General features: G+C 49.1%; 24 protein-coding genes. 23 read left to right on the forward strand and 1 reads right to left on the reverse strand.

Annotation, left to right across the window (positions count from 1 at the left end; translation table 11 throughout):
• Positions 1 to 755: 755 nt before the first annotated feature.
• From nifB to H6G50_RS24075, 20 genes are all read left to right on the forward strand, one after another.
• Positions 756 to 2,195 (forward strand): nitrogenase cofactor biosynthesis protein NifB, encoded by a 1,440-nt coding sequence (gene nifB / locus H6G50_RS08870; RefSeq protein ID WP_190715316.1) that lies wholly within the window; start codon positions 756 to 758, stop codon positions 2,193 to 2,195.
• A gap of 17 nt (positions 2,196 to 2,212) precedes the next feature.
• Positions 2,213 to 2,626 (forward strand): 4Fe-4S binding protein, encoded by a 414-nt coding sequence (locus H6G50_RS08875; protein WP_190715319.1) that lies wholly within the window; start codon positions 2,213 to 2,215, stop codon positions 2,624 to 2,626.
• A 155-nt stretch (positions 2,627 to 2,781) separates the two neighbouring features.
• Positions 2,782 to 3,987, forward strand: coding sequence for a cysteine desulfurase NifS (gene nifS / locus H6G50_RS08880; RefSeq protein WP_190715320.1), 1,206 nt, complete (start codon positions 2,782 to 2,784; stop codon positions 3,985 to 3,987).
• Between the two features lie 95 nt (positions 3,988 to 4,082).
• Positions 4,083 to 4,976 (forward strand): Fe-S cluster assembly protein NifU, encoded by an 894-nt coding sequence (gene nifU, locus H6G50_RS08885; protein ID WP_190715322.1) that lies wholly within the window; start codon positions 4,083 to 4,085, stop codon positions 4,974 to 4,976.
• Between the two features lie 345 nt (positions 4,977 to 5,321).
• The gene (gene nifH, locus H6G50_RS08890) at positions 5,322 to 6,200 is read left to right on the forward strand and encodes a nitrogenase iron protein (RefSeq protein WP_190715324.1); all 879 of its coding nucleotides are present in this window, start codon (positions 5,322 to 5,324) and stop codon (positions 6,198 to 6,200) included.
• A 202-nt stretch (positions 6,201 to 6,402) separates the two neighbouring features.
• Complete coding sequence (gene nifD, locus H6G50_RS08895; RefSeq protein ID WP_190715325.1) at positions 6,403 to 7,851, forward strand: nitrogenase molybdenum-iron protein alpha chain; 1,449 nt, start codon at positions 6,403 to 6,405, stop codon at positions 7,849 to 7,851.
• Positions 7,852 to 8,014: 163 nt separating this feature from the next.
• Positions 8,015 to 9,595 carry a nitrogenase molybdenum-iron protein subunit beta gene (gene nifK, locus H6G50_RS08900; RefSeq protein ID WP_190715327.1) on the forward strand — a complete coding sequence of 527 codons (1,581 nt, stop codon included), beginning with the start codon at positions 8,015 to 8,017 and terminating at the stop codon, positions 9,593 to 9,595.
• 160 nt (positions 9,596 to 9,755) lie between these two features.
• A complete protein-coding gene (locus tag H6G50_RS08905) occupies positions 9,756 to 10,022 on the forward strand; it encodes a nitrogen fixation protein NifZ (RefSeq protein WP_347239909.1) in 267 nt (88 codons plus the stop codon).
• A gap of 101 nt (positions 10,023 to 10,123) precedes the next feature.
• Positions 10,124 to 11,488 carry a nitrogenase iron-molybdenum cofactor biosynthesis protein NifE gene (nifE, locus tag H6G50_RS08910; protein WP_190715330.1) on the forward strand — a complete coding sequence of 455 codons (1,365 nt, stop codon included), beginning with the start codon at positions 10,124 to 10,126 and terminating at the stop codon, positions 11,486 to 11,488.
• A 248-nt stretch (positions 11,489 to 11,736) separates the two neighbouring features.
• On the forward strand, positions 11,737 to 13,059 hold the full coding sequence (gene nifN / locus H6G50_RS08915) for a nitrogenase iron-molybdenum cofactor biosynthesis protein NifN (RefSeq protein WP_190715331.1): 1,323 nt from the start codon (positions 11,737 to 11,739) through the stop codon (positions 13,057 to 13,059).
• 62 nt (positions 13,060 to 13,121) lie between these two features.
• Complete coding sequence (locus tag H6G50_RS08920) at positions 13,122 to 13,607, forward strand: DUF269 domain-containing protein (RefSeq protein ID WP_190715332.1); 486 nt, start codon at positions 13,122 to 13,124, stop codon at positions 13,605 to 13,607.
• Positions 13,608 to 13,619: 12 nt separating this feature from the next.
• The gene (nifX, locus tag H6G50_RS08925; RefSeq protein ID WP_190715335.1) at positions 13,620 to 14,015 is read left to right on the forward strand and encodes a nitrogen fixation protein NifX; all 396 of its coding nucleotides are present in this window, start codon (positions 13,620 to 13,622) and stop codon (positions 14,013 to 14,015) included.
• Positions 14,016 to 14,027: 12 nt separating this feature from the next.
• Positions 14,028 to 14,501, forward strand: coding sequence for a NifX-associated nitrogen fixation protein (locus H6G50_RS08930; protein WP_190715337.1), 474 nt, complete (start codon positions 14,028 to 14,030; stop codon positions 14,499 to 14,501).
• 118 nt (positions 14,502 to 14,619) lie between these two features.
• Complete coding sequence (locus tag H6G50_RS08935; RefSeq protein ID WP_190715339.1) at positions 14,620 to 14,853, forward strand: CCE_0567 family metalloprotein; 234 nt, start codon at positions 14,620 to 14,622, stop codon at positions 14,851 to 14,853.
• Entirely contained in the window at positions 14,850 to 15,191 is a 342-nt protein-coding gene (gene nifW, locus H6G50_RS08940) for a nitrogenase-stabilizing/protective protein NifW (RefSeq protein ID WP_190715341.1), read from the forward strand. The genes H6G50_RS08935 and nifW overlap by 4 nt, the downstream gene beginning before the upstream one ends.
• 6 nt (positions 15,192 to 15,197) lie before the next feature.
• The gene (locus H6G50_RS08945; RefSeq protein WP_190715343.1) at positions 15,198 to 15,992 is read left to right on the forward strand and encodes a HesA/MoeB/ThiF family protein; all 795 of its coding nucleotides are present in this window, start codon (positions 15,198 to 15,200) and stop codon (positions 15,990 to 15,992) included.
• A gap of 38 nt (positions 15,993 to 16,030) precedes the next feature.
• The gene (locus tag H6G50_RS08950; protein ID WP_190715345.1) at positions 16,031 to 16,399 is read left to right on the forward strand and encodes an iron-sulfur cluster assembly accessory protein; all 369 of its coding nucleotides are present in this window, start codon (positions 16,031 to 16,033) and stop codon (positions 16,397 to 16,399) included.
• Between the two features lie 116 nt (positions 16,400 to 16,515).
• Complete coding sequence (locus H6G50_RS08955) at positions 16,516 to 16,830, forward strand: 2Fe-2S iron-sulfur cluster-binding protein (RefSeq protein WP_190715347.1); 315 nt, start codon at positions 16,516 to 16,518, stop codon at positions 16,828 to 16,830.
• Positions 16,831 to 16,921: 91 nt separating this feature from the next.
• On the forward strand, positions 16,922 to 17,251 hold the full coding sequence (locus H6G50_RS08960; RefSeq protein ID WP_190715518.1) for a hypothetical protein: 330 nt from the start codon (positions 16,922 to 16,924) through the stop codon (positions 17,249 to 17,251).
• Positions 17,252 to 17,457: 206 nt separating this feature from the next.
• Complete coding sequence (locus H6G50_RS24075) at positions 17,458 to 17,631, forward strand: hypothetical protein (protein ID WP_242032761.1); 174 nt, start codon at positions 17,458 to 17,460, stop codon at positions 17,629 to 17,631.
• A gap of 120 nt (positions 17,632 to 17,751) precedes the next feature.
• On the opposite strand, the gene H6G50_RS08970 is transcribed toward H6G50_RS24075, so the two are convergent.
• Positions 17,752 to 17,958 (reverse strand): TOBE domain-containing protein, encoded by a 207-nt coding sequence (locus H6G50_RS08970; protein WP_190715349.1) that lies wholly within the window; start codon positions 17,956 to 17,958, stop codon positions 17,752 to 17,754.
• A 69-nt stretch (positions 17,959 to 18,027) separates the two neighbouring features.
• Here H6G50_RS08970 and modA point away from each other — a divergent pair, with 69 nt between their 5' ends.
• The 3 genes from modA to modB are packed head-to-tail and all read left to right on the forward strand — an operon-like array spanning position 18,028 to position 21,493.
• Positions 18,028 to 18,846, forward strand: a complete 819-nt coding sequence (gene modA / locus H6G50_RS08975; RefSeq protein WP_242032762.1) for a molybdate ABC transporter substrate-binding protein — start codon at positions 18,028 to 18,030, stop codon at positions 18,844 to 18,846.
• A complete protein-coding gene (locus tag H6G50_RS08980; protein ID WP_190715351.1) occupies positions 18,843 to 19,457 on the forward strand; it encodes a class I SAM-dependent methyltransferase in 615 nt (204 codons plus the stop codon). Before modA ends, H6G50_RS08980 begins: the two co-directional genes overlap by 4 nt.
• A gap of 32 nt (positions 19,458 to 19,489) precedes the next feature.
• On the forward strand, positions 19,490 to 21,493 hold the full coding sequence (modB, locus tag H6G50_RS08985) for a molybdate ABC transporter permease subunit (RefSeq protein WP_199302777.1): 2,004 nt from the start codon (positions 19,490 to 19,492) through the stop codon (positions 21,491 to 21,493).
• Positions 21,494 to 21,505: the final 12 nt, after the last annotated feature.

Below are 21,505 nucleotides of genomic sequence, written 5' to 3' on the forward strand. Positions count from 1 at the left end.
GTGTAAGTATTCGCGTACTCGCCCTCGATCGCAGACTCAAAGCGGAATTGAGGGGTATTAAAGCCCGTGCAGAACCCGATAAAATTTGTACTCGCTGCCCCGCGAGAGTGCTTTTAGCTCTAACCCAGACTCAGCAAGCATTTCTGTCCCTCCAGATTTCGTTTTTGGGGCTGTCCGATGCGATCGAGCTTCCCTTTTCTCGCAAAATGTTAAATTAGATACCGAAATGAATTTCGCGAAGCACTGGAGGATGCCAGAGCGTGCAACTCCAGGCTTCATTTCTCAAACAGTCAAACTTTTCCAGTCCCCAGAACGTTACAGACCAAATTCCCCCCCTCCCCCCGTCCCCCCGTCCCCCGGTGCGCTGAGCGAAGTCGAAGCGCCGTCCCCCCCTCTCTCCTCACTCTTGAGTGCAAATCACTCAACCTAAAAATTGCTCCCAAAATCGCTTCAAACCAACGCATCGATCGCGAGGAACGCGAGTACACCCCCTCCCGCACCCCTCCGTAAAAATACCAGACCCTCATCCCAAAAATACTCGCTCCCCCATCCCTAAAAAATTTTTTGAGGCTGACGGGAACGGGGTTTCAGCGTTGAGTACAAGCTTAATCATTCCAATAAATCTAACCGCACTCTAACTCGGGAGAGCCTCAATGAGCTAGTGCTATAACATTCCCATCGCATCGGACTTTGAATTTTTAATTTAAATTTCAAATTCCAGCCGCTCTCTTAATTCTGCTCGCGAAATTCATTCCATGTCACCTCCAACCAGTTCTCTCGCCGTTGCTTCCTCAACTGCGCCTACCCAGCCCAAAGCGACTGGAAACTGCGGTTGCAGTTCCTCCTCTTCCGCCCCTGTTACTGAAGAAAGCGTTCTCGCCCGCATTGCCAAACACCCTTGTTACAGCGAAGAGGCGCATCACCACTACGCACGGATGCACGTTGCTGTTGCCCCTGCCTGCAACATTCAATGCAACTATTGCAATCGCAAGTATGACTGTGCCAACGAAAGTCGTCCGGGAGTCGTCAGCGAACTGCTGACCCCAGAAGAAGCAGCGCACAAGGTCTTAGTTATTGCTGGAAAAATCCCGCAAATGACCGTCCTCGGTATTGCCGGCCCTGGCGATCCCCTCGCCAACCCCGAAAAAACCTTCCGCACCTTTGAACTCATTGCCCAGCAAGCTCCCGATATTAAGCTTTGCCTTTCGACTAACGGACTGATGCTTCCCGATTACGTGGATCGCATCAAGCAACTCAACATCGACCACGTAACGATTACCATCAATATGGTCGATCCCGAAATCGGTGCGAAAATTTACCCTTGGGTTCACTATCGCCGCCGTCGCTACCGGGGTATCGAAGGCGCGCGCATCCTCCACGAACGTCAGATGGAAGGTTTGCAAGCTCTTACCGAGGCGGATATTCTCTGCAAAGTTAACTCGGTGATGATTCCGGGGATTAACGACCATCATCTCGAGGAAGTCAATCGCGTTATCCGGTCTAAAGGGGCTTTCATTCACAATATTATGCCCCTGATTTCCGCCCCGGAACACGGCACGCACTTCGGACTGACCGGACAGCGCGGCCCAACCCCTAAAGAACTCAAAGCGCTGCAAGATAACTGTTCTGGCAACATGAAAATGATGCGCCACTGCCGTCAATGTCGCGCTGATGCTGTCGGTTTGTTAGGCGAAGACCGTTCCCAAGAGTTTACTAAGGATAAGTTCTTAGAAATGGCTCCGGAATACGACCTCGAGCAGCGCCAAGAAGTTCATGCCGGAATTGAAAAGTTTAAAGCAGAACTGAAAGCGGCTAAGGAAAAAACGGCTACCCAAAAGCAAAAACGAGGTCCTAAAATCCTCGTTGCGGTGGCGACAAAAGGTAGCGGTATCGTCAACCAGCATTTCGGTCACGCCAAAGAGTTTCAAATTTTTGAAGTGGACGGCGTAGAGGCTAAATTTGTCGGACATCGTAAGGTAGACCATTACTGCCAAAGCGGGTACGGCGAAGAAGCGACGCTCGACAATATTATTCAAGCGATCGCCGATTGTCAGGGCGTTCTCGCCTCCAAAATCGGGTCTTGTCCTCAACAGCAGTTACGCGATGCGGGAATCGAACCCATTGAGACCTACGACACTATCGATAAAGCTGCATTGAGTTTCTACGAACAATATTTGCAAAACAACCCTCGTTAGGTTAGTGGAGTCGAGCTATGACTTACACCATTACTTCTGACTGTACTGGCTGCCAGCGCTGTTTGCCGGTATGCCCCACGGGAGCGATTACTAGCACAAACGGAAAAATGGCGATCGCGCCCCATCTGTGTAACGGTTGTGTCGGTCATTACAGCGTCCCCCAATGCGCTGCCGTTTGTCCCACCAACTATGGTTGCATTGAAGTTTCGAGTTCGAGCCTGTATTGGCACGCTTGGTTTGAGACTTACGATCGCACCATCTCCCAGCTAAAAGGCACTCCCCGCGCCCATCTCGGTTACTGGCAATCTTGGTACGAAACTCACCGCCGCTTGCGATCGCAACTCGAACAGAGCCAAAACAGCTATTGGCATCAGTGGTTTACAGCTTACTCGCAAACGTTGCGATCGATACGATCTCCTGCCAGTGCATAACGCTTACGTGGGAGACGGAAATCAAAACTCCCCCCCCGTCTCTCCCTCTATCCCTTCGACGATCGAGATTGTACGGACGTTTCATACAACGTCCCTACCGATCGCTGCTTGCTATTCGCTGCTCCCTCTTCACTATTCCCTATTCACTAATAACTATGAACGACTGCATTTATCTGGACAACAACGCCACAACCCAAGTTGATGAGGAAGTCGCAGCGGCAATGATGCCCTATCTCACCCGCTATTACGGCAATCCTTCCAGTATGCACACCTTCGGCGGTCAAGTGAAGGGTGCGGTGCAACAAGCTAGAGAACAAATCGCCGCTCTTTTGGGTGCGGAAACTTCAGAAATTGTGTTTACCAGTTGCGGTACGGAAAGCGATAATGCAGCAATTTGGGCGGCGTTGAAAGCGCAACCGAATAAGCGGCATATCGTCACGACGCAAGTCGAACATCCCGCCGTCTTGAATGTTTGCAAGCTGCTGGAAAAGCAAGGTTATAAAGTCACTTATCTATCTGTTAACGGTCAGGGACAACTCGATTTGGACGAACTCGAAGCCGCGATGACGGGCGATACGGCGCTGGTTTCAGTTATGTATGCCAACAACGAAACGGGCGTAGTCTTCCCCATCGATCGCATCGGCGAGATTGCCAAGGCTTACGGTGCTACCTTCCACGTGGACGCGGTACAGGTTGCGGGGAAAATTCCCTTGAACCTGAAGAATAGCACTATCGATCTGCTCGCGATCTCCGGTCACAAACTTCACGCCCCCAAAGGGATTGGCGCGCTGTACGTGCGGCGCGGGACTCGCTTTCGTCCTTTCCTCGTCGGCGGACACCAAGAACGCGGTCGTCGCGGCGGTACGGAGAATGTCCCGGGTATTGTGGCGCTGGGTAAGGCGGCGGAGTTGGCGCAGCAGCATTTGGGCGATGTCGATCGCGAACGACAATTGCGCGATCGCCTCGAACGTACTATCCTCACGACCATTCCCAATACTGTCCTTAACGGACATCCCAGCGATCGCCTGCCGAATACCACCAATATCGGTTTTAAGTATATCGAAGGCGAAGCCATCCTGCTGTCCTTGAACCAATACGGAATCTGCGCTTCTTCTGGTTCTGCTTGCACTTCCGGTTCGCTGGAACCCTCGCACGTCCTGCGCGCCCTGGGATTGCCTTACAGCGTCCTGCACGGTTCGATTCGCTTTTCCCTCTCGCGTTACACCACCGATACCGAGATCGATCGCGTCCTCGAGGTTCTTCCTGGAATTATCGATCGCCTGCGCGCCCTTTCGCCCTTCGACAGCGACGAAGCAGGCTGGTTGCAAGACCAAGAAAAGGTTTTAGTCGCCAGCGTTTAGGAGATGGGATAAGGGGAATATAACGATTCATCATTCACCCTTCCCTATCCCCTATTTTCTAACTATTCACTATTCACTATTCACTAAAAAAAATTATGTGGGACTATACAGAAAAAGTAATGGAACACTTCCATCATCCCCGCAACCAGGGAGCGATCGCGGAGTGCGAAACCGGAGAAAAAATTGTGACGGGCGAAGTCGGCAGTATTGCTTGCGGCGATGCGTTGCGCCTCCACCTCAAAATTGACGAAGCCACGCAAACGATTAAAGATGCTCGCTTTCAAACTTTTGGTTGCGCCAGCGCGATCGCCTCTTCTTCTGCCTTAACCGAACTATTGAAAGGCAAAAATCTTGAAGATGCTGCCCGATTAACCAATCGAGAAATTGCTGATTTTTTAGGCGGATTGCCGGAAGAAAAAATGCACTGTTCTGTCATGGGACAAGAAGCATTAGAAGCCGCAATTCATACTTATAAAGGGATTCCTTTATACAACCACGATGAAGACGAAGGAAATTTAATTTGTTCTTGTTTTGGTATAACAGATACCAAAATAAAACGGATTATCGTGGATAATAATCTTACAGAAGCCGAACAAGTTACCAACTACGTGAAAGCGGGCGGAGGCTGTGGAACCTGCCTGACAAGTATTGACGATATTCTCGCAGAAGTTGCCTTAGAAAAACAACAAGATATTGAACTTGCAACTGAATTGAGAGCGATAAAATCGCCAGCCTACACGGTTATTCCTCAACTCACTAACCTGCAAAAGATTTCTAGAATTCAGCAAGTTTTAGAACAAGAAGTTCGACCGATTTTAATGGAAGACGGCGGCGATGTCGAACTGTTCGATGTTGAAGGCGATACCGTAAAAGTCCTACTTAAAGGAGCCTGCGTCGGCTGTTCTTCTTCCAGCGCCACCTTAGAGATTGCGATCCAAGCAACCCTACGCGATCGCGTCCTTCCTTCCCTGGTTGTCGAAGCAGTATAGCCCAGCGTAGAAGCGGGTTTACCCAAAACCTTCGCTCCCGAAAGAAGATTAATGCTTTAAAACCCGCTCCTACAAACTATTCCCCATTCACCCTTCACTCATGACGGCCTCAGATTGCCGAGAGCGATCGCCACCCACTGCATTGCTCTCCCCTTCTAAACCCTTCTGAAGGAGTCAGCGAACGGCGCGATCGCGAACAATCTTTTCTCCCCTAATCTCACTCCCAGACTGTTGCATCGCTTGCTAATTCTTAACCCCGATTGTTCTGTCAAACGCGCCGCTCCTCAACTCCCCTTTTTTTCAAACCCAAACCCACTCAACTCACACAAAAAGTAGAGATTCATTATGCGTCAAATAGCATTTTACGGAAAAGGCGGTATCGGTAAATCCACAACCTCCCAAAACACGATCGCCGCACTAGCAGCAATGGGTCAACGGATCATGATCGTAGGATGCGACCCCAAAGCAGACTCCACCCGCTTGATGCTACACACCAAAGCCCAAACCACCATTCTCAGCTTAGCCGCAGAACGGGGTGCAGTAGAAGACCTCGAACTCGAAGAAGTGCTGCTCGAAGGCTATCTCGGTGTCAAATGCGTTGAATCCGGCGGTCCGGAACCCGGAGTCGGCTGCGCGGGACGCGGCATCATCACCGCCATCAACTTCCTCGAAGAAGAAGGCGCTTACGAAGACCTAGACCTCGTTTCTTACGACGTATTGGGTGACGTTGTTTGCGGCGGTTTCGCCATGCCCATCCGGGAAGGCAAAGCCCAAGAAATCTACATCGTCACCTCCGGCGAAATGATGGCAATGTATGCCGCCAACAACATCGCGCGAGGCATTCTTAAATACGCTCACTCCGGCGGCGTGCGCTTGGGTGGCTTAATCTGCAACAGCCGCAAGGTAGACAAAGAAGTCGAACTCATCGAAGAACTAGCTCGCCGCCTCGGTACCCAGATGATTCACTTCGTCCCCCGCGACAACCAAGTGCAACAAGCCGAACTGCGTCGTATGACCGTTCTGGAATACAGCCCCGACCACCCGCAAGCAGACGAATATCGTCAACTCGCCGCCAAGATCAAAGACAACAAGAACCTCGTAATCCCGACTCCCATCACGATGGACGAACTCGAAGAACTGTTGGTTGACTTCGGCATCCTCGGCGGCGAAGAAGAGTATCAAAAGATCATCGCACAAGACCAAAAAGTCCCGGCTACCGTGTAGTTTCCGGCGGGGGAGGATGCAAAAGCCAACCCAGTGCAGGCATCTTGTCTGCGGAGCGAGACGCTCGTCCTCACGAGACATCGGCTGATTCCAGACCGAATCCATCCTTGCATTACGAGCGAAATGCTCGCACTGGTAACGCAATTCCCTCCCTGCTTTCTGCCCGCTTCGCTGTTCCCTGCTCGCTAAAAAGGAGAATCCGATGACTACTGTAGAAGACAAAAAAGAACTGATTAAGGAGGTACTGGATGCCTATCCAGAGAAGGCAGCCAAACGGCGCGGAAAACACCTCAATGTCTACGAAGAAGGCAAATCCGATTGCGGCGTAAAATCCAACATCAAATCCGTTCCCGGCGTAATGACGACTCGCGGTTGCGCCTATGCCGGAGCGAAAGGGGTGGTTTGGGGGCCGGTGAAAGATATGATTCACCTCAGTCACGGTCCGGTCGGCTGCGGCTACTACTCCTGGTCGGGTCGTCGCAACTACTACATCGGCACCACGGGCGTTGACACCTTCGGGACGATGCAGTTTACCTCCGACTTCCAAGAACGCGATATCGTCTTCGGTGGCGATAAGAAACTCGCCAAACTCATCGACGAACTGGAAGTGCTATTCCCCCTCAGCAAAGGCACGACGATTGAATCCGAATGTCCCATCGGGCTAATCGGGGACGATATCGAAGCCGTCGCGCGTAAAAAGCAGAAAGAATATAATAAACCCGTCGTTCCCGTCCGTTGCGAAGGATTCCGAGGCGTTTCGCAATCGCTCGGACACCACATTGCTAACGATACGGTGCGCGATTGGGTACTGCCCAAGGCCGACGAATACCGACAAACCCCCGAAGGTTACGAACCCGGCCCCTACGATGTCAACATTATCGGCGACTACAACATCGGTGGCGATGCGTGGCCCAGCCGCCGACTGCTTGAAGCCATTGGCTTGCGCGTTATCTGCCAATTCTCCGGCGACGGCACGTTTAACGAAGTCGTCATGACTCCGCTAGCCAAACTGAACCTCATCCACTGCTATCGGTCGATGAACTACATCTGCCGCCACATGGAAGAGAAGTACGGGATTCCCTGGCTGGAGTATAACTTCTTCGGGCCGACCCAGATCGCCGAATCCTTGCGGAAGATTGCCGCGCAATTCGACGAAACCATTCAAGCTAAGGCAGAGCAAGTGATTGCCGAACATCAAGCCCAGATGGACGCGATCGTCGAACGCTTCCGCCCGCGTTTAGAAGGCAAAACCGTCATGCTGATGGTCGGCGGACTGCGCCCCCGCCACGTTATCCCCGCATTCAAAGACTTGGGCATGAAAGTTATCGGCACGGGCTACGAATTCGGTCACGGCGACGACTACAAGCGCACCGCCGATTACGCTGAAGACGGAACCCTCATCTACGATGACATCAGCGGTCATGAATTCGAGGAATTCGCCAAAAAACTGAATCCCGATTTGATTGCTGCTGGGATTAAAGAGAAGTACGTCTTCCAAAAAATGGCGCTGCCGTTCCGTCAAATGCACTCCTGGGATTACTCCGGGCCTTATCACGGCTATGAAGGCTTTGCAGTGTTTGCCCGCGATATGGATCTCGCGATTAATAACCCGACTTGGGGCTTAATTAACACGCCCTGGCAAGCCGCATAATGCCCTGCTGTTGTAGGTTGGGGAGGCACTACGCCTGCTGGGTTCCCTGGCTTGAAGCACGAAACCGAACCTCCACAAGCTTTTGTTGCGTTGCACTTCGCCCAACCTACGAACGACGAACGACAAATCGAACTGCCCCCATTCCCCACAGAGGTAGAATCTCATGACTGAGAATGCAGACATCACGCCCACCACGCCCGACGTTCCCAACACCGAAAACGCGGGCAAGATTCAAGACCATTTCGACCTATTCCACACCGACGAATACCAAGACCTTTTCGAGTACAAACGCCAGTTTGAAGGCGCGCATAGCCCTGAAGAAGTGGCCCGCATTGCTGAGTGGACGAAAACTTGGGACTATCGCGAGAAAAACTTCGATCGCGAAGCCCTCACCATCAACCCCGCGAAAGCTTGTCAGCCTTTAGGTTCGCTCTTCGTCGCTTCCGGATTTGAAGGTACGCTTCCCTACAGCCACGGTTCTCAAGGTTGCGTTGCCTACTTCCGCACCCACCTCACTCGCAACTACAAAGAACCCTTCCAAGCTGTCTCTTCTTCGATGACGGAAGATGCAGCCGTATTCGGCGGTTTGAAAAACATGATTGACGGGTTAGCGAACGCTTACACCCTCTACAAACCGAAAATGATCGCCCTTTGCACCACCTGCATGGCAGAAGTCATTGGCGACGACTTGGGCGCATTCATCCAAAACGCCAGAAATGAAGGGTCGATTCCCAAAGATTATCCCGTTCCCTACGCTCATACGCCCAGCTTTGTCGGTTCCCACATCACGGGTTACGACAATATGCTTAAAGGCATCCTTGAATGTCTGACAGCGGGCAAGAAGCAGGAAACGACGAACGGCAAGCTCAATTTTAACCTGGGCTTCGATCCTTACATCGGCAACATTCGCGAGTTAAAACGGATTCTCAATCTGTTCGGCATTGATTACACCATCTTGTCGGATAACTCCGATACTTTTGATTCGCCCAATACTGGCGAGTTCCAGATGTACAACGGGCTGACAACGCTTGAAGATGCGGCAGACTCGATTAATGCTGAAGGTTCCTTCTTCTTCCAGAAGTACACCACGCCCAAAACTCAAGCCTACATTGCTAAGGAATGGGGGCAAACCACCTACAACCTACGTCCTTTTGGCATTCGCGGAACCGATGAATTCCTGATGAAGCTTTCGGCGATAACCGGCAAGCCGATTCCCAAGGAACTGGAGGCCGAACGCGGGCGCGCGGTTGATGCGCTGACGGATTCGCAGGCTTGGTTGCACGGCAAGCGCGTGGCGCTGTACGGCGATCCCGACCACGTAATGACGCTGCTAACCTTCTTGCTGGAAGTGGGCGCAGAACCCGTTCACATTGTCGTCACCAACAGCAACGACGAGTTCGAGATCGAAGCGAAAAACTTGCTGGAATCGAGTCCTTACGGCAAGAATGCGACGGTTTGGGGCAAGAAAGACCTCTGGCACTTGCGGAGTTTGATGTTCACCGAACCGGTCGATTTGTTAATCGGCAATTCTTACGGCAAGTACCTGTGGCGGGATACGAATACGCCGTTGGTACGGATTGGCTACCCGATTTTCGATCGCCACCATCTGCACCGCTACCCGACGCTGGGCTATCAAGGCGCGTTGAATATGCTCAATTGGGTTGTTAATACTATCCTCGATGAGCTTGACCGCAATACGATTATCCCCGCGAAGACGGATATTTCCTTCGACTTGATTCGTTAGGAAACGATCCCCCCATTCTCCCCTTACTCCAGAGGGGGGAATGGGAAGGGGCTAAGCGTTAAAGTCCCCTTGTTAAGGGAGATTTAGGGGGAGCGTCAGAGCATTGAATCTTCAGAAATAAACCCGACTTTTTCAAGTTTTGAATTCAAGGAGAGCGATCGTGTCATTCAATGAAATGGAACTCGACCAACCCCCAGCTTTCGATTTAGAGCAGAAGGTAAAAACCCGAAAAGTCCTGCGTAACGATGGTACTTTTCCCGGTAAAGATATTGGCTACCACCTGGCAAAAAAAGGCGATATCGGCTACATCGTCGGCATCGGCACTTACTTACAAACGTCCTATATTTATTCGGTTCATTTCCTTGAAACTGGCTTTATTGTCGGTTGTTTGAGAAAAGAGTTGGAAGCTGTTGAAGAAACAGCTTAAAAACAGACTTTCTGATTTCTCAACTGAGAGAGCGCGGGACGTTACTGAGAACGTCCTTTCAGAGGTAAAGATATAATTCAATCGCGATCGAGACAAGGATTATGAACGTCAAAAGCAAAGTTGCAGAACTCCTTCAAGGTGCGGGTTGCGAACACCACCATCACAAAGAACAGACCGGAAAAAATAAGTCTTGCAAACAACAGGCAAAACCCGGTGCAGCCCAAGGGGGTTGTGCTTTTGACGGCGCTTCTATTGCCCTCGTTCCGATTACCGATGTCGCCCATCTCGTTCACGGACCGCTGGGTTGTTCGGGAAATTCTTGGGGAGGTCGCGGTAGTTTGTCGTCAGGGGCAAAAACTTACAAACTCGGTTTTACGACCGATTTAACGGAAAATGATATTATTTTTGGTGGCGAGAAACGGCTCTATAAAGCGATTAAAGAAATTGTCGATCGCTATTCGCCAGCGGCGGTTTTTGTCTATTCTACTTGCGTCACGGCGTTGATTGGAGATGACTTAACGGCGGTGTGCGAACAAGCAACCCAAACGTTTAATACGCCCGTCGTTCCGGTGCATTCTCCGGGTTTTGTCGGCAGTAAGAATTTAGGCAATAAGTTGGGGGGCGAAGCGCTGCTCGATTACGCGATCGGCACGGCAGAACCGGAGTATACAACTCCCTTCGATATTAACATTATCGGCGAGTACAATATTGCGGGAGAGTTGTGGAATGTTTTACCGCTCTTTGAAAAGCTGGGGATTCGTGTTTTAGCGAAAATTACCGGCGATGCAACCTATCGAGAAATTTGTACCGCTCACCGCGCCAAACTGAATATTATTATTTGCTCGAAGGCGCTGATTAATATGGGCAAAAAGATGGAGGAACGCTACGGTATTCCTTATCTGGAAGAGTCATTTTACGGCGTGGAAGATATGAATCGCTGTTTGCGAAATATTGCCGAAAAATTTGGCGATCGCGCCCTAAAAGAACGAGTCGAAAACCTGATTGCTGAAGAAACGGCAAAGCTCGATGTTGCCCTCGCGCCCTACCGCGCCCGCTTGCAAGGAAAACGCATGGTTTTATATACCGGCGGCGTAAAAAGTTGGTCGATTATTTCGGCTGCGCGCGATTTAGGGATGGAAGTTGTCGCGAGCAGTACGAAGAAAAGTACCGAAGAAGATAAAGCGCGGATTAAAGCTTTGTTGAGCAAAGATGGGATTATGATGGCGCAAGGAAACGCCCAAGAATTGCTGAAAACGATCGCGAAAACTAAAGCCGATATGTTAGTTGCGGGCGGGCGCAATCAATACACAGCGCTAAAAGCAAGAATTCCTTTCCTCGATATCAACCAAGAACGCCACCATCCTTACGCTGGATATTCGGGATTAGTTGAAATGGCAAAAGAACTCGACGAAGCGTTACACAGTCCGATTTGGGCGCAAGTTCGTAAGCCAGCACCTTGGGAGTAGTGAATAGTGAATAGTGAATAGTTGGGAGTGAAGGGTTAATTAAGTTGATTGTTTTCGGTACGGAAAAAAAAGTAATTGCTTTTCAATAATTCTTCTTCGCCATGAACCGTTACTCCACAACTGTCGCCTTTGACAAGCACAATCTAAACTCCTCTTTCACCTTCCCGCCTCTCAACTAAACCCTATTCCCTATCCCCTACTTACCTCACCCTTCACCCTTCATCATTCATTATTCATCATTCATTATCATGACTGCTATTCTTGCTACTCGAAAACCCGTTGCGATTAATCCCCTCAAAGTAAGTTCGCCGTTGGGTGCATCTCTTGCCTTTTTGGGGCTGAAAGGAACGATTCCTCTCTTTCACGGTTCCCAGGGGTGTACTGCTTTTTCCAAAGTGCTTTTAGTGCGTCATTTCCGCGAAGCGATTCCGCTTTCAACTACGGCAATGATGGAGGTTTCAACGATTTTGGGCGGCGAAGATAACGTCGAACAGGCAATTCTGACGCTGGTGGAGAAGGCAAAGCCGGAAATTATCGGATTGCTGACAACAGGGTTGACAGAAACGCGCGGAGATGATATGAAAGGAATTCTGCGATCGCTGCGTCAGGCGCACCCCGAACTCGATTCGCTGCCGATTGTTTTCGTTTCGACTCCCGACTATAAGGGCGCGTTGCAGGAAGGCTATGCGGCGACGGTAGCGCAAATCGTTGCAGGAGACTACGGAAAGGCGACGCAGGAAGGCACTACTGCCCCGCAGGTGACGATTCTAGCGGGTTCGCTGCTGGGGGCGGGGGATGTGGCGGAAATCAAGCAGTTTGTCGCTTCTTTTGGGTTCAACGCGATCGCGGTTCCCGATTTGTCCGGTTCGCTGGACGGACATTTAGCCGACGAGTTCAGCGCGACGACGACGGACGGTACGACGTTAGAGGAGCTTCGCAACTTAAGCAATTCTAGCTTTACGCTGGCGATCGGGGAAAGTCTGCGTCCGGCGGCGGAAATCCTGGAGCAAAAGTTTGGCACGCCCTACGAAGTTTTCCCGCGTTTAATGGGGTTGGAAGCGACAGATCGCTTTGCTTGGAAACTGGCGCAAATCGCGTCAATGCAGGGCAGAATTCCGTCCAGTTGCGATCGCGCCCGCCGCCAGTTGCAGGATGCGATGCTCGATACCCACTTCTACTTTAGTCGCAAGCGAATTTCTTTAGCCCTCGAACCCGATCTTCTCTATCAAACCAGTTGGTTATTGCACGAAATGGGGGCAGAAATTCAAGCGGCAGTCACCACAACTGCATCTCCTTTATTAGAAGATTTGCCCGTCGATTCTGTCACTGTTGGCGACTTAGACGACCTGGAAAATTTAGCGCCCGGTTCTGACTTGCTGATTGCCAACTCCAACGCCAAATCGATCGCTAAAACTCTCGATATTCCCCTCTATCGCATGGGTTATCCCATCTTCGATCGCTTGGGCAACGGACAGCGCTATTGGGTAGGATATCGCGGCACGATGCAGTTTTTGTTCGATCTTGGCAATATTTTTCTCGAACGAGAAGAAGCCCATTCTCTTTATCATTAATAAGCTCGATCCGGGCAGGTTTTCCTAAAACCTTTGTTCCCTCAATAGTTAGGATGTCAACCATGAGTAAAACTGCAACACTCCCCCCCAAACCGAAACTTTCCCTGCTACCGACGGTGCGATCGTTTTCGACTCGAAAAAAGCCGCGCCGCGCCCGCAACAGCTTCTTTTTACAAGCGCTCGTGCAACAGGTTCGCCATCAAGATCGCTTGGGATTATTCCAGCACACCTCCGATTCAGCCATTCTTCAATTGTTTCTGACTAATGAAGGAGAAACCCTCGATTCGCGATCGCGGATCTCGGCTTTTTACGGCGCGGTAGCGGCAGAAATCGAACGCATAACGGGCAAGCAGAAACAACTGTTTATCAATCTCAATTCGAGCGATCTCGGTTCGGTTTTGATTTTTTGCGATCGCTTGCTTGTTTTGTCCGATTTACTGCGCAATGTTAACTGTTTTCAGTTTGCCGCGATCGAGCAGTTACGCGATCGCGGCGAAACCGAGATTAACAGCGCTTTGAACAAAACCTACCGATACTTTGAATTCTAAAGGAGAAAGACCATGAAAGTCGCCTTTGCAACCAGCGATAACGTCCACATTAACTCTCACTTTGGCTGGGCAAAAAATATTGACGTTTACGATGTATCTCCTGAAGGCTATAACTTCCTGAGTACCGTAACTTTTGACGGCAACCTTAAAGAAGATGGCGATGAAGATAAATTAGTCCCCAAGGTTGAAGCCGTAATCGATTGTACTCTCGTTTACGTTTCCGCGATCGGCGGCGGCGCGGCGGCACGACTCATTAATAAAAGAGTCACCCCCATTAAATCTCGCAGCGAAGAGGATGAAATTACCCAAGTTTTAGAACACTTAGTTAAAACCCTCAAAGGCAATCCTCCGCCGTGGCTGCGTAAAGCTATCCAACAAGACAAAGTTACAAATTTTGTAGAAGAATAAGGACTCAACACTATGACCGTACTAGCTTCCCCAGAAATCCAACCCTCTCAACTGGCAGAAAGCCAATTTTTGCAAGCTCTCGTGTTACAAGTTCGCGCCCAAGATCGTTACGGAGTTTATCGCAGTTGGCCTGATGAATTAGTGCTAAAACAATTTATCGTCAGCAAAGAACAAAAGCGAAAAATATCCGTTGAAGGCGATGTCGATGCTGCAACTCAACTGAGAGTTCTCTGTTTTTACCGCGCGGTCGCAGCAGCAATTGAAAAGGAAACCGGCAAACTTTGCCAAGTGGTTATCGATCTCAGCCACGAAGGATTTGGCTGGGCAATTGTGTGGACGGGGCGCTTAATTTTAGTCAATCGCACGCTTCGGGATGTCCAACGTTTTGGGTTTAATTCCCTCGAACAACTCGCCGATCAAGGCGACAAATTAATTCAATCGGGATTGAAAAATCTCAAAGCTTTTCCCGATGCTGCCGATGCGTGAGGAGGGAATTCAAAATTCAAAGTTCAAAATTGGGAGAGGGGCAGCGAAGGTAAGATTTAATCTTATTTCCGGCTCTTAACTACCAATTCCTATTTCCCCAGCCCCATCGCAATAATCTATGCCCACATCAACAGAATCTACAGTAATTCCCCAGTCTATTGAGGAACTGAAAGCGAAAATCAAGCGCCTCAATAGCAAAGCCGGTCAAATGAAAATGGACTTGCACGATCTTGCGGAAGGTTTGCCAGTCGATTGGGAAAAACTTCCCGAAGAAGCGGCAAAAACTTACGAAATCTATCGCGAACTCGACCGATTGAAGAAACAACTCAAATCTCAGGAGACAGAACAATGACAGTTAGCGCTTCTAAAACGTTGTCGGACTTCAAAAAATTAGCAGATGCGGAAGATTACTTACGATTTTTTGGCATACCTTACAACGGCGAGTTTGTCAACATTAATCGGCTACACATTTTAAAACAGTTTTCCCTGTTAATTGAAGAAGTCGATCGCGTTTTTTCCGACCTCAATGAAACGGAAAAGTTAAGCAAGTACGGCGAAGCTCTCACGGAAGCTTACCAACTGTTCGAGACGGCTAGCCCCTTGGAAACCAAATTATTTAAGGTATTCCAACAAAAACCGAAAAACTTTGTCTCGTTAGAAGACCTCGCTCGTGCCGCAGGAGAGGATTAAATAGTAATGGAGTTAACACCGACAGAACTAGAACTCTATCAACGCCAAATGCAACTTCCCGGCTTCGGAAAAGAAGGACAAGAACGCTTAAAATCTTCAACGGCTTTAGTTTCTGGCGTTGGCGGTTTGGGCGGAACCGTAGCGCTTTATCTCGCCGTGGCTGGGATTGGAAAATTGATTTTAGTTCGCGGTGGCGACTTGCGTTTAGATGACCTCAATCGTCAGGTGTTAATGACGCGCGATTGGGTGGGCAAACCGAGAGTTTTTAAAGCAAAAGAAACGCTGACCCAAATCAATCCCGACGTACAAATCGAAGCCATTCCCGAATTTATTACGGCAGAAAATGTCGATGATTTGGTGAAGAAGTCAGATGTTGTGTTGAGTTGCGCGTTTAGCTTTGAAGAGCGCGATTTGTTGAATGCTGCCTGTGTTTTGTGGGGAAAACCGATGGTTGAAGCAGCCATGAATGGAATGGATGCTTATCTGACGACAATAATCCCCGGTAAAACGCCTTGTTTATCTTGTTTGTTTCCCGAAAAACCCGACTGGGATAAGTGGGCATTTGGGGTGCTGGGCGCGGTTTCCGGTACGCTGGCCTGTTTGGCGGCGCTGGAGGGTATTAAAGCGATCGCAAATTTTGGGGAACCCCTCTCCGGTCAACTTTTGACCATGAACTTAGCTAGCGCCCAGTTTAACAAACTTCGCACCTACAAGGATCCCGATTGCCCGGTATGCGGCAAGCGCAGAAAATCGGAGGGAAACCGCGCGATCGAATTGTTGGAATTGGGCGCGAAGCGATAAAAGTTTTGCCAACATTAGTATTTCTTTGGAGGTTTATTATGACCGTTATTTTGACTGAAAAAGCTGCTTTTCGTCTGCGGAGTTTCTTAAGAGGAAGTGGAGATTCTTCATCAACTGAAAAGGGGCTGCGAGTCGCCGCGATTGACGGCGGTTGCCAGGGCTATGAATACGCTCTCGATGTTGTCAGTCAACCTAGCCCAGACGATTTAAAGTTCGAGCAAGATAAAGTCACGATTTATATCGATCCGAAAAGCGCGCCGTTATTAGAAGGTGTAGTTATCGATTTCGTTGAAAGTTTAATGAATACGGGTTTTACCTTTACCAATCCGAATGCAACAGATACTTGCGGCTGCGGCAAGTCTTTTTCGGCGGGAGATTGTACTCCGTCTGCTGTTCCCTGTAGTTAACACTTCACTCTTCAATGGTACTGGTTTAAGACCGTAGATATTTCGTAGAGTAGTCAGCATTTACCCATCTTAAATCAGTGCCGTTCCACCAGTCCCTATTCACTAAGAAGGAAATTATGACAGCAACCTACAAAGTTCATCTCATTAAAGGCAAGAAGAAAAAACCGTCAGAATGGGAGGTTACGCTTGAAATCCCAGAAGACCAATATATCCTCGATGCTGCCGAAGAAAACGACCTAGATTTACCTTCATCCTGTCGCGCGGGAGCGTGTTCGAGTTGTGTCGGCAGACTCGAAGAAGGCGAAATCGATCAAGAAGACCAAAGTTTTTTAGATGACGCACAAATGGAGAAAGGATACGTTCTTCTTTGCGTTGCTTATCCCCGTTCGGATTGTACGATTCGGACGCATCAAGAAGCTTATCTCGTTTGAAGAAATAGTTTAACGCTAACTTTGTATCCGAAATGCTAATAATGACGCGATCGCGAGGGTTTGTTCCGCTCATATAGAAAGGTTAAAACCGATGCGCGTCTATTGGACAATCTTATTCGGAAAAACTGGATTTTGGTTGGCAACTGAAATCTACTTAAACTTGCTCGGACTCGATAATTTAGCTGATTACAGTGAGTTTCTGTATCCCAGCCACATCGAACCAGCGATCGCCCCCGACCAAACCGTAGAAATATTCATCGTGAAGCCAAAGTTTTGTACAAAAATCGAGGAATATTGCCCGTTCGTAGAAGAAAGTTGCCAACTCCGAAATCCCCATAACATTGCGTGGCGTGCGATTCAACAAAAATGCAAAAATTTGGAAAATCCTTGCATTCAAGCTTGGTACTGTAAAGACCCTTAATTTTGACTGGTACGGGAGGACTAATGATGATTAGTCGGAAAACTCTGGAAAATGAATTCATTCAATTGGTCGAGCGATATTACCCTTCAGTCGAAGAAATTCTTGCTCGCTGCTATATCAAAATTATTGATTGTAACCTTAAGCTACAGAAAAAACGAATCTACTACCTAGTAATTTACTATCCTGAAAACTGTAGGAGCGAGCTTTTGTCCAAACAGAATGCGTTAAAAGATATTGCAGAGAATATGGGACTTGTTGAGGTGATTTTCCTCAATGCGAATCGCATTATTCGCGACCCACTCTCAAGGCTAAAGCAAGATGATTTCCGCTTTTGGCTAGAGTTACATTGGATTGCCGCACGCGATCGCCCTTTAGGATAGCAATATTGTATTTTTGTCAATCATAGTACGCGATGTTTTTATTTTAGATAGAAATAAAGCTTTATTAAATGCTAAGAGCTTTTTATTAAATGCTCTTAGCATCTGATAGAGGAATAAACGCTAAACGGCAATCATCACATCCGAGGATTTGATAACTGCAACCGCTTCTTTCCCTTCCGCAAGATCGAGTTTCTCAGCAGAAGCTTTTGTGATAATCGATACAAGTTCGATACCAGGGGAGATTTCGAGGGTTACTTCAGCATTAACTGCCCCCATAACGAGCTTTGTAATTTTTCCATTGATTGTATTACGAGCGCTGATTTCCATTGCTTTCTCCATTTGAAAATTGAAGTTACGTTATATTAGCATATTGCTGTATTGTGTAAAGGACAAACAATGAACATTTTAATTATGAAGAAAACTCGATTTTTGGCTTTCTTATTAATAGCAACTATTTCTTTTTTCTTAACAGTTGCCTGCGAGCGCTTAACCACGACACCTAACGTTGTTCGCAATACCCCTCCAACCGTTCAATTAACGGTATCGGCAGCAGCAAGTTTAAAGGATGCGATGGAAGCGATAAAGCCAGTTTATCTTGCCAAAAACTCCGAAACGGCGATCGCGTACAATTTCGGTTCGTCGGGTTCTCTCCAGCAACAAGTCGAGCAGGGCGCGCCCGTCGATGTGTTTGTTGCCGCAGCAGCCAAACAAATGGATAACTTGCAAAAGAAAGGGTTGCTGATCGATGAAACCCGTCAGGATTTGTTAACGAATCAACTGGTTTTAATTGTCCCCAAAGAGAATACCAAGATTAAGGGTTTTAAAGATTTACCTGGCGATGCCGCAAAAAAAATTGCACTGGGAGAACCGGAGAGCGTTCCGGCTGGAAAATATGCTAAAGAAACGCTAACGTTTTTCAAGCTGTTTGATGCCGTAAAAGCAAAAGCTGTTTATGCAAAAGACGTGCGCCAAGTTTTAAATTATGTGGAAACGGGCAACACAGAAGCGGGGATCGTGTACGAAACCGATGCTAAAACTTCCGATCGCGTCAAAATTGTTGAAATTGCGCCGTCGAATTCCCACGCTCGCATCGTCTATCCGATCGCGGTTATCAAAGCTAGCAAGCACATCGAAGCCGCCAAACAATTCGTACAATTTCTCTCATCGCCCGAAGCAAAAACCATGTTTGAGAAATATGGCTTTAAACGTGCATGAAAACTCCGATTGACTCAAAAGAAAAATTTGCAGAAGATTGGGAAGCTTACTACGATGCGATCGCGAACCGCCCGCCTCGTAATACGCTCCTCAAAGCCCTAAAAGGCTTTAAAACCCCCGGATTAGCGCTCGATTTGGGCTGCGGCGACGGGCGCGATACGGTGGAACTGTTGCGCTGTGGCTGGGAGGTTTTAGCGGTTGACGCGCAACCCGAGGCAATTGCGCGCCTTCTGGATCGTACCGACATCGATCCTGCACGCTTAAAAACGCAAGTCGAGCGCTTTGAAACCTTCGCCTTTCCCAACAACATCGATCTGATTAATGCCAGTTTTTCTCTGCCCTTTTCTTCGCCGTTAGAATTTCCCCGTATTTGGGCTGGAATTGTAGCGGCATTAAGTCCCGGCGGGCGGTTTTGCGGACATTTCTTCGGGGAACGAGACTCTTGGGCGGCGAAGGGTTGGATTCACCCTCAAACGCGATCGCAAATCGAACAACTCCTTCAATTCTTCACCGTAGAAATGCTCGAAGAAGAAGAACATCCCGGTACAACTCCCCTCGGAGAAGAACGAGATTGGCACATTTTTCATGTCGTCGCACGCAAACCTCAATAACTGATGACTGTTGACTGATAACTGAAATGACTATGCCCCTCGATCTTTCTCCCCTTTGGATTTCACTGAAAACCGCACTCACGGCCAGCGCGATCGCGTTTTTCCTCGGCATTGCAGCGGCGCGCTGGATGTTCGACTATCGCGGTAAAGGCAAAGGGTTACTCGATACTCTCTTCACTGCACCCCTTGTCTTACCGCCGACCGTCGTTGGTTTTTTTCTACTGCTGCTTTTGGGCAAAAACGGCCCCCTCGGGCAAATTTTGGAGCATTTTGGCGTAAATCTGCTGTTTAGTTGGTCTGCTACCGCGATCGCAGCTACCGTCGTCGCCTTCCCCCTCATGTACAAAACCGCCCTCGCTGCTTTCCAGCAAATCGATCCCCACCTCCTCGCCAGTGCCAGGACTTTGGGCGCTTCCGAAACAACCGCTTTCTGGCGCGTGCTTCTGCCCTTAGCGACTCCGGGATTAATTGCCGGAACCCTACTTTCCTTTGCTCGCGCTTTGGGCGAATTTGGCGCGACATTGATGGTGGCGGGCAGCATTCCCGGCAAAACCCAAACTATCCCAATCGCAATTTATTTCGCCGCCGAAAGCGGGGCGATGGATGTAGCTTTAGTTTGGGTTCTTGCGATTTTGGCAATTTCTTTAGGGGCAATTTTGGCAATGAATTTTTGGACGGATTCCGGAAATTCTCAGTTTAAATTTTTGAGGAGAAGATCGAAAAACTTTTTAAGGCGTAAATTTGCTCGCTTTCTTCGTCTTTTCCCTACCGCTCGCACTGTTCCTAAAAGGCAGGAGAGCGACTATCGTTCGGAAGTCCCTCTTAATAAGGGGGATTTAGGGGAATCGCTTTTTAACTCCCTATCACCCAAACTCCTTAATTCTTCTTTTGCAGAAGAAGAGTCTGCTATTCAACTAACCGTTGAAATTCAGAAAAAACTGCCAAATTTCTACTTAAATATTTCTTTTGAAACCGGTAGCAAACCATTAGGAATTCTGGGAGCTTCGGGGGCGGGAAAAAGTACGCTCTTGCGCTGTATTGCTGGGTTAGAAACGCCCGATCGCGGTAGAATCGTCCTCAACGGACGAGTATTATTCGACTCTGAAGCTAAGATTAACCTACCCAGTCGCGATCGCCGCGTCGGAGTTCTCTTCCAAGACTACGCCCTCTTCCCGCACCTCACCGCCGCCGAAAATATCGCCTTTGGTTTGCCAAAAGGTTTGTCTCGCTTAGCCATCAAACAGCGCGTCGAAGCGCAACTCGCCGCTATTCAGTTACAAGGAATGGGGAATCGCTACCCCTGCCAACTCTCCGGCGGACAGCAGCAGCGCGTTGCCCTCGCGCGCGCCCTCGCCAGCGAACCAGAAATCCTCCTGTTTGACGAACCCCTTTCTGCCCTCGATACGCACCTGCGCTACCAAATCGAAAAACTCCTCGTAGCCCGTCTCGCGCACTACCGGGGCGTAACCCTCTTCATCACCCACAACCTCGAAGAAGCTTACCGCCTTTGCCCCAACCTCGCCGTTATCGAGCGCGGACATCTCGTTCAGCAAGCCCCAAAACAAGTCATCTTTACCCATCCGCGTACCCTCAGCATCGCTCAACTCACCGGCTGCAAAAACTTCTCCCGCGCCGTTACCGTTGCGCCCCACCAAGTCAGCGCTATCGATTGGGGCTGCACGCTCCAAGTCGCAGAATCCATCCCCAAAAGTTTTTCCCACCTCGGTTTGCGCGCCCATCAACTCATTTTTACCGACATTCCCAGCGCTGAGAATACTTTCCCCTGTTGGTTAACCGCCACCAGCGAAACGCCGCATCGAATGACGCTTTTTCTTAAGCTTAATTCTTCGCCTACCAGTCCCCACGATTATCATTTACAGGCGGAAGTTTTTAAAGAGAAATGGGCAATGTTACAAAACTTGCCTTTTCCTTGGTTCGTTCAACTGCACTCAGAACGTTTATTACTGTTTTCAGAAGGGGAAAGGAAATCGGAAGTCGAAAATTCGGATTTTGAAGTTCAATATTCTGCGTTGTGAAATTTTTTAAAT

Origin of the sequence: Oscillatoria sp. FACHB-1406 (genome assembly GCF_014698145.1) — a bacterium.
GTDB lineage: Bacteria > Cyanobacteriota > Cyanobacteriia > Cyanobacteriales > Spirulinaceae > FACHB-1406.